The sequence below is a fragment of the Alphaproteobacteria bacterium genome (assembly GCA_030740435.1).
GTDB lineage: Bacteria > Pseudomonadota > Alphaproteobacteria > UBA2966 > UBA2966.
This window is the reverse complement of record JASLXG010000195.1, coordinates 1-8,316: the sequence shown is the minus strand read 5'-3', so window position 1 is coordinate 8,316 and position 8,316 is coordinate 1. Positions and strand designations below refer to the sequence as shown.

The window sequence follows — 8,316 nt, the reverse complement described above, 5'->3', positions numbered from 1 at the left end:
AATAGTCTCCGGCGCCGGTGGCCTGCCTGAAATTTAGCGAACCGGTAGTGAACACTTGGTTAACACTGGGCAACTTTTGCCTAGCCAAACCCTATGATTTGGGTCGTTCAGGCGCCATCCGGCCGTATTTCGGAGATTTATGGTTAACGGTCGCCGGGGGCGACGTTCAGCGCTAGAGCCGACACTTCGCCGTCCGCGCCGGCGCCGGCGCGATAGCTCTGCAGCCGGGTGGCGCGCAAGCCGCGGATGCCGTGGCGCTCGATGGCGCGTTGCCAGGAGAGGAATTCCTCGACCGAAAGCGCGTAACGCCGGCAGGCTTCGTCGAGGCTCAAGAGACCGCCACGGACGGCCGCCACGACCTCCGCCTTGCGCCGGATGACCCAGCGCTTGGTATCCGGAGCGGGCAGGTCGTCCAGCGTCAGCGCGGTGCCGCTGGGTCCGACGACGGAGAAAAACTTGCCTTGAAAGTGCTGGGGCATGGTGGGCTTTTGTGACCTGTGGTGGCGTTCGAAGCCTGGCGCCAAGGTATGTCGGGTGGTTTTAAGAAAGTGCTAAGGAGGATGGTTAATAGGCCCAGGAGCGAAGGCCGGCGGCCTTGGCGGAACGATTGGTTTTGGGGGCAGACTCATGAACCTGCATGAACGAGCGCAACAAACGGTAGCGGAGATGGCGGAAAACCTTGCCTTGACACCGAGCGAGGAACAGACCCGGCAGTGCGTTGAAATCGTCGAGAGGGTATGGCGTCATTCGAGGCAGGAGCGGCAGCGTACGAGCGCGAGGATTTCGAGAGCGCGCGTAAAGAATGGGAAAAGGCGGCCGAGGACGGCGATGTCGAGGCCCAATACAATCTTGGGCTGATGCATGCCAATGGGGTCGGTGTGTCCCAGGACTTCGCCAAGGCGTTGGAGCTGTTCACGCCGGCTGCCGAAGCGGGAAACACCGAGGCAGAGTACAGTCTCGGTGTGCTCTATCACGTAGGTCTGGGCACTGAACAGGAATGCGCCGAGGTCGCCTATTGGTACAACAAGGCGTCCGACAAGGGACATGCCCAGGCGCAGTGCAATCTGGCTGGGCTCTATGAGACCGGTGAAGGCGTGACGCGCGATGATTACGTCAAGGCGGTCGACCTTTACGGCCAGTCCGCCACCCAGGGCTATGCCGTGGCCGTCTTCAATCTCGGAGTCATGTGGGAGAACGGCGTCGGGCTGGAAAAAGACGATGCCAAGGCCGCCGAGCTCTATCGCACGGCCGCCGAAGCCGGTCTGGCCGCCGCCCAGTACAATCTCGGTGTCATGTGCGCCGAGGGACGCGGTGTCGAACAAAGCGACGACACGGCCAAATACTGGTTTCGCAAGGCCGCCGAGCTGGGCAGCGAGATGGCCCAAAGCAACCTGGATGTGCTCAACGAAAATAGCGGCCAGGCTGATGACGGTACCGCCGGGGCCGGAGCTGGCGGCGACTGAGCGAAAACTCTGAAAGCGTGGAAAGGCGCAGAGGCCAGCGCCCGCCCGAGTTGCGGGGGCGAGGGCGTATATTGTCCGGCAAAGAAATTGGAATGATTTTAATAATAATTCTTGTCACCTGAAGTTGGCTGTGCTCGGATATATATAGCCCGGGGGGGCCACTCTATTGGCGATCGGTGGGAACGCACAAAAAGCAATGCCGAAGATTTTGTCCGCAGAGGCCATCGCCAGCTACCGCAGCGATGGCTTTTTTTCGCCCATCCGGGTGCTTTCGGCGGCCCGGGTGGCAGCCTGCCGAGCCCGGCTCGAGGCCTTTGAGGCAACCAGCGGTGGACCCATTGGCGGGGCCTATCGCTTCAAAACCCACCTGTTGTTTCCCTGGGTCGACGAGGTGGTCCGCGACGGCGCCATCCTCGACGCCGTCGAGGACGTGCTGGGCCCCAATATCCTCTGCTGGAACACCAACTTCTTCATCAAGGAAGCCGGCGATCCGGGCTTCGTCTCGTGGCACCAGGATTCGACCTACTGGGGCCTCAGCGAGCCCGACGTGGTTACCGCCTGGCTGGCGCTCTCGCCGGCCAACGAAACCAGCGGCGCCATGCAGATGATCGCCGGCTCGCATCTGCTCGACCAGGTGGCGCACCGCGACACCTTCGCCGATGACAACCTGTTGAGCCGGGGCCAGGAGATCGCCGTCGAGGTCAACGAAGACGAGGCCCAGCTGATCGAACTCGAACCCGGCGAGATGTCGCTTCATCACGTGCGCATCTTCCACGCCTCGGCGCCCAACCGCTCGGCTGACCGGCGCGTCGGCATGGCCATCCGTTATCTACCGACACACATCCGCCAGGAAGTCGGCGAAACTGATTCGGCGGCCCTGGTGCGGGGTGTCGACGACTACGGCCATTTCGAATCCGAGCCACGGCCGGCAAGCGATCTCGACCCCGCCATGCTGGCGCTGCACCAGCGTTATGCCGAAAGCCAAGCCAAGTTGCTCTACCGCGGCACCGGCCGCACGTCGTTTTAGAGCATTTCAAGATTGACCCCGGCCACCCGCTCCCCCTCCCAACCACCCATCAATGGTACCCTGTGGGTGGTTGGGAGGGGGAGCGGGTGGCCGGGCGATTCCAACAAAACTTGAAATGCTCTAGCCCGAGCCCGGCAGGCAGGCGGGGCCGATGGGCTCGAAGCTCTTGTAGCCGAGCACGAATTCGCGGTGGCCCAGCGCTTCCGAGCGGCTGCGGGCGCCGCCGGCCACGGCCCTCACCAGGTCGCGGATCTCCTCACCCACCTCGCTCAAGGACGCTTCGCCCTCGAGAATTCGCCCGGCGTTGACGTCCATGTCGTCGGCCAGATTGCGGTAGGTTTGCGGGTTGGCGCAGACCTTGATCACCGGCGCGACGGCCGAGCCCACCACCGAGCCGCGGCCGGTGGTAAAGAGGATCACCTGGCAGCCCGAGGCCATCAGCTCGGCGATTTCCTGGTTGTCGTTGATCGACGGGAAGCCGAAGCGGGGCTCGCCGTCGGGCACGATGTCGAGGAGATAGAGCCCGCCTTCCGGCGGCTGGTCGCCGGGCTTCAGCAGCCCCTTGATGGCTGACTGGCCGCTCTTGGCATAGGCCCCCAGGCTTTTTTCCTCGATGGTCGAGAGCCCGCCCTCGAGGTTGCCTTCCTCGATGCTGCCCTGGCCCATGGTGCGATAGTACTCGACCGCCTTGGCCATGCAGGCCAGGATCTCCTGGCCCAGTTCCGGCCGGACGGCGCGTTCGGCCATGAAGTGCTCGCAGCCGATGAGTTCGCCGGTCTCCTCGAACAGCACCGCCGCGCCTTCCTCGACCAGCAAATCGAACGCCTTGCCCACGGCCGGATTGGCGGTCAGGCCGCTGGTCGTGTCGGAGCCGCCGCAAATGGTGCCGACGACCAGTTCGTGGCTGCTCATAGGCACCGGTTTTTGCTCCTCCAGCGTTGCCAGCGTCCCCTCCAGCCACTTCTGCCCGGCGGCGATGGTGGCGCTGGTGCCGCCCCGATTTTGGATCACCAGGGTCTCGACGGGCCGGCTGCTGGCTTCGATGCGGGCCTCCAACTGGCCGCGATCAAAACCCTCGCAGCCCAGCGACACCAGCAGCACGGCGCCGACGTTGGGGTGGCAACACAAGCGCTCCATCATCTGGAAACCGTAGGCGCTGCGAAAGCAGCCGGAAAATCCGATGACGTGGACATCGCGCTCACGGAAGCCGAGCGCGATCTCGTGGGCCACGTGGCGGGCGCATTCCACCAGGTAGGCGATGACGACGACGTTGCGGATGCCCTTGCGGCCGTCGGATCTCGGGTAGCCTTGCATGGTTCAACTCCCAGCCTTGGGGGGTTCGTATTGTGCCGGCTTGGCGCCCCCGGCGGCGTGGCGCGACCGGGCCTGGGCCGGCGTTTCCACCACCCGGGCTGCCGCCAGGGCAGCCTTGCGGTCGACCGGGTAGGGCGCATCGTGATCGGGCGGGGGCATCACGCTGGCCGGGTAGATGGCGATCTTCTGCCGCTCCGGGTCGAGGCTGTGATCGAGGTCGAGTTCGCGTTGGTTGGCGCCCCGGGCGGCCACCGTCACCTTGCCCGCCACTTCCAGGTCGAACCACCATTTCTTGACCAGATTGCGCCGGCCGTTGCCCAACCAGTCGTCGAGCCAAACGGCGATCGGCACCAGCAGCGGCTTGGCCCACAGCGCGTTGACCCCGAGCCAGCTCGCCATCCGGGTGAGCAGCGGCCCGTCGGCCGTCACCACCTTGTTCAGCGGACACGTCTTCATGCAGCGCCCGCAGGCCGAGCCGCGGTGGTTGGTGAGGCGGTAGCGGGCACAGCGCTCGGCATCGATGCGCCAGACCTCGTAGCCGTTGAAGACCGTCTTCCGGCCCCAGGGAATGGCGTCGCAGGGGCATTCGCGGGCGCACTTCCAGCAGTGCGAACAAAAATACTGCAGCCCGATGTCGATGGGTTTGTCAGGCACCAGCGGCATGTCGGTGGTCAGGATCACCGACTTGGAACGCGGCCCGAGGAAGGGATTCAACACCAATTCGCCGATGCGGCTCATCTCGCCCAAGCCGGCCCAGAGGATGCACGGCAGGTGCAGCACGTCGGAATCGGCGCTGGTCTGGGGCCGCGCCGGAAAACCCAGTTCGCGCAGCAGCTCGGCCATCAGGCCGGCAATCTCGGCGCCGCGCAGGTAGGCCCGCATGGACTGGGCACCGGAGATCCAGTCGTCGCCGCTGGCCCCTTCCATGGTCTCGAATTCCTGGTCGATCAGCATTACCACGGCGTAGCGATGGTAGGGCTCGATCGGCGTGCCGTCGTTCTTGTGCGAATACCAGGCGTGGTGCGGCACTTCGCAAATGCCGGTGATGTCGGCGCCCAGCGCATAGCTGAGCGACTTCAGCGCCCGGGTGTTGGCGGCGGCGTCGGCATGGGCCGAGGTGTCGGCATCGGCAACCTCGCCGTCCTGCAATGCCACCAGGCTGCCGATGGCTTTGGCCAGGCCATAGGACGTGGGATGCTTGGTGGCGAAGCGGCGGCGTTCGCGCTGGGCCTTGTCGCCGAGATCACCGCGCAGCGCGCGCTCGAAAAAGGCCGCCCGCTTGGGCACCCGGGGCACCTCGTCGTCGAGGATCAAGGTGGTGGGCCGGTCGACCCGTTTGACCTGCTCCATTTGGTAGGCGCCGAGGTGGCTGGCGCGGCCTGCCCGGCGTCGCCTTTCGCGCCCCGATTCGGCGCCCTTTTGGCCCAGCCAATAGCCCAGTCCCCGGGCGCCCCGCAGCGCGCCACTCGCCAGCGGTCGGTCCAGGGCCAGTTCGTAGCTGGTGGAAATCGCAGCCAAGGCGAAGCGCTGGTCGAGGTAAGGATGGCAGAGCCGTTCGCCGTCACGTACCACCAGACCGGCCAGCACCGCCAGGCGTTCGAGGTCGAGATCGTTGTGGCCCAGCATCTGGGGCGTCGCTGAAAATCCCATGACACGGATCTGGCGGGCCACCACGGTGGCGATTTCGGCGGCCCGCATCGCCGCCAGCTCGGCCACTGCCGGAGCGAACCAGGGCTCCGCCAGGTTGTCCGGCTCCGGTATGCGGCCCTGCTCGATCAGCAACACCACGGCGAATTCGTGCCCGACCTGCCGGCCCTGTCGCCAGGCAAGTTCCGGAACGCGGCAGATGCCGACCCCTGCTGCGTTGAGGAAATAGGCACTGCCCTTGATATCGGCGGCTCGGCGTTCGAGATCGTCGGGCACCGGTGCCCGCTCGGCTGCCTCGTCTTCATGGCGCAACTTGGCATAGACCTCGAGATAGCGCCGCGCCGCCTCCGCCAGCAACCCTTCGGGCTGAGCTGGCGTTTCCGCCCCCAGCGCCGGGAGCGCCGCCTCGGTGGCCCACACGGCGTCGTCGCGGGGCAGGGTCTCGGCCGGGAAGCGGCCCAGTTGGTAGCGGCGGCGTGCGTTGGCGGTCTTGATGAACATGGTTCTGCCGGCCAACGCTATCCGAGCGCCAGAGGCGCTCTAGTAGGTCGCCCGACCGCCCGAAATATCGAACACCGCAGCCGTGGAGAACGAGGCCTCCTCGGAGGCCAGCCAGGTCACCATCGAGGCCACTTCCTCGACCAGGCCGAAGCGGCCCATGGGGATCTTGGACAGCATGTAGGCCACGAATTCGTCCGACACCTGATCCAGGATGGCGGTCTTGATCACCGCCGGGGTGAGGCAGTTGACGGTGATGTTCTCTTGCGCCAATTCCTTGCCCAGCGACTTGGTCAGGCCGATCACACCAGCCTTGGCGGCGGAGTAGGCGGAGGCGTTGGGATTGCCTTCCTTGCCGGCGATCGAGGCAATGTTGACGATGCGGCCGTAGCCCCGTTCGCGCATGCCCGGTATCACGGCGCGGCAGCACAGATAGGTGCCGACCAGATCGACCTCGATCACCCGGCGCCAGTCCTCGACGGGGTATTCCCAAACCGTGTGGGTGGGGCCGGCGATGCCCGCCGAGTTGACCAGAATGTCGATGCTCCCGAGGGCCGCTTCCGTATCCGCCGCCGCCTGGGCAGCCGCCTCGGCGTCGGTGATATCGACGGTTACGGCCACTGTTTTGCCGCCCGTCGACAGCTTGTCCACGGCTTTGGTCGCCGCCTGTTCATCGAAATCCCAGATTGCCACCTGGGCGCCCGAGGCCAGCAAGCGTTCGCAGATCGCAAAGCCGATGCCACGGGCGCCGCCCGTGACCACGGCAGTCCTGCCTTCTAGGTCAAATTTGTTCACAAACTACCTCGTGGTGTTGCAGCGCACTAGCTGGCCAGGCGATGGTTGAGGCCGGTGTCGAACATGGCCACGACGTTTTCCGGCGGCACCTCGAATTGGATGTTGTGCACGCTGGTCAGGGTATAGCCGCCCTGCTTGCCGAAAATGTCGATGCAGCGTTTGGTCTCGGCCTCGACGTCGGCGGCCGAATGGTAGGGCAGGGTCTCCTGCGAGTTGATGCCGCCCCAGAAGGCCAGGCGGTCGCCGAACTCGCCCTTGAGACGTTCGGGTTCCATGTTCTTGGCCGTCACCTGCACCGGATTGAGCGAATCGACGCCGATGTCCAAAAGGTGCGGGATGAAATGGTAGGCCGAGCCGCAGCAGTGGAACACCGACTTGGCGCCGGTATCGGCCTTCAGCGTCTGCACGATGCGTTCGTGGCGCGGCTTGATGTAGCGGGCGTAGATGCCGTCGGGGTCGAACATGCAGCCGTCCTGGGTGCCCAGGTCTTCGCCGAAGAAGACGATGTCGACGTTCTCGGCCCCGGCCTCGCGGATCATGTTCTGCGAGGTGCGGATGCAGTAATCGGCCAGCCGGTCCATGAGGTAGCAGTTGGCTTCCGGGTTTTTGTAGAAGTCCTTGAGGAAGTCCTGCATGCCGCGCATGGGATAGGCGCGGTGGATGACCTGGGCCGGCACGTTGAGCACCAGGCAGTAATCGCCGGCCGCCTTGTAGGCGGCGACTTGCTCCTTGATGCCGCGCACCAGGCCGGGGTTGTCTGGGTCGGGCCAGTCGAAGGCGTCGATGCGCTCGGGCGTCAGCTTGCCGCCCCAGAAGGGGCCGTGCTTGTAGAGGAAATGTTTGTCGTTGGTGCCGGTGGTGCCTTTCAAGGTGACGCCGAACTCGTCGATGTAGGTGAGGTCGTCAACCCAATGGTTGGGGCCGTCTTCGTATTGCCCGGCCATGATGGGGCGGGTATCGACACCGAAGCGTTGCAGTATCGATTCGTCGGGCAGCGCGAGCTGGTTCAATTTCGACATGACCTTGGTTTCATGCTCCAGGCCAAGGTGCTCCTTGAGCCGGTCGTAGGCGTCCAGCACGATCGAGGAGGCGAAGGTGCCGCCCAGGTCGATGGGCACCCGGTCGGGCTCTTCGTGGTTGATGGCAGCCAGCACGCGCTCTCTCGGCGTCCAACTCATAGCGACCTCCCTTGAACCATCCGCCGGGTCGAAATCCGTTGTTTTTCAATAGCTTAAACCGGCACTCCCGGAACCGTCCAGGCTAATATATCACCCTCGCTGGAGCCTCGGGAGTCAAATCGCCAACATTGCACGCCGTCATTGATCAATGGCGCCGAAGATGTCTAATATATCAGGCAGCCAAAGAGACACCGGCCGCAACCCTCCCGGGGGCTGGGGCGAAAGGGTCCAGCGGTGGTCCCAGGAAGCGGGACCGGCACGGTCGAGAGGCCGCGCCTTGAGTTGCAGCTTGGGGGGCTGAGGGGAGCGCGGGCGCCGAACAAGCGGAATCCATTCTATCGGCCATTGCCGGTTTATTGCGGCGATGCAGGATCTGCTTTTCCTTCGGAAGAGC

The 8,316-nt window shown here is 64.7% G+C and carries 7 protein-coding genes; 2 read left to right on the top strand and 5 right to left on the bottom strand.

What is annotated here, in order from left to right:
- Positions 1–143: 143 nt before the first annotated feature.
- Positions 144–479, bottom strand: a complete 336-nt coding sequence (locus QGG75_18760) for a DUF1153 domain-containing protein (protein ID MDP6069269.1) — start codon at positions 477–479, stop codon at positions 144–146.
- 258 nt (positions 480–737) lie between these two features.
- Here QGG75_18760 and QGG75_18755 point away from each other — a divergent pair, with 258 nt between their 5' ends.
- Both QGG75_18755 and QGG75_18750 read left to right on the top strand, forming a co-directional pair.
- Complete coding sequence (locus tag QGG75_18755; protein MDP6069268.1) at positions 738–1,463, top strand: tetratricopeptide repeat protein; 726 nt, start codon at positions 738–740, stop codon at positions 1,461–1,463.
- A 196-nt stretch (positions 1,464–1,659) separates the two neighbouring features.
- A complete protein-coding gene (locus QGG75_18750; GenBank protein ID MDP6069267.1) occupies positions 1,660–2,490 on the top strand; it encodes a phytanoyl-CoA dioxygenase family protein in 831 nt (276 codons plus the stop codon).
- 120 nt (positions 2,491–2,610) lie between these two features.
- Here QGG75_18750 and QGG75_18745 read toward each other — a convergent pair whose 3' ends face one another.
- Genes QGG75_18745 through QGG75_18730 form a run of 4 tightly spaced genes read right to left on the bottom strand, consistent with a single transcriptional unit; the run spans position 2,611 to position 7,922 of the window.
- The gene (locus QGG75_18745) at positions 2,611–3,804 is read right to left on the bottom strand and encodes a UxaA family hydrolase (GenBank protein ID MDP6069266.1); all 1,194 of its coding nucleotides are present in this window, start codon (positions 3,802–3,804) and stop codon (positions 2,611–2,613) included.
- Between the two features lie 3 nt (positions 3,805–3,807).
- The gene (locus QGG75_18740) at positions 3,808–5,952 is read right to left on the bottom strand and encodes a reductive dehalogenase domain-containing protein (protein ID MDP6069265.1); all 2,145 of its coding nucleotides are present in this window, start codon (positions 5,950–5,952) and stop codon (positions 3,808–3,810) included.
- Between the two features lie 39 nt (positions 5,953–5,991).
- Positions 5,992–6,744 (bottom strand): SDR family NAD(P)-dependent oxidoreductase, encoded by a 753-nt coding sequence (locus QGG75_18735; GenBank protein MDP6069264.1) that lies wholly within the window; start codon positions 6,742–6,744, stop codon positions 5,992–5,994.
- Positions 6,745–6,770: 26 nt separating this feature from the next.
- The gene (locus QGG75_18730; protein ID MDP6069263.1) at positions 6,771–7,922 is read right to left on the bottom strand and encodes a uroporphyrinogen decarboxylase family protein; all 1,152 of its coding nucleotides are present in this window, start codon (positions 7,920–7,922) and stop codon (positions 6,771–6,773) included.
- Between the last annotated feature and the right edge of the window lie 394 nt (positions 7,923–8,316).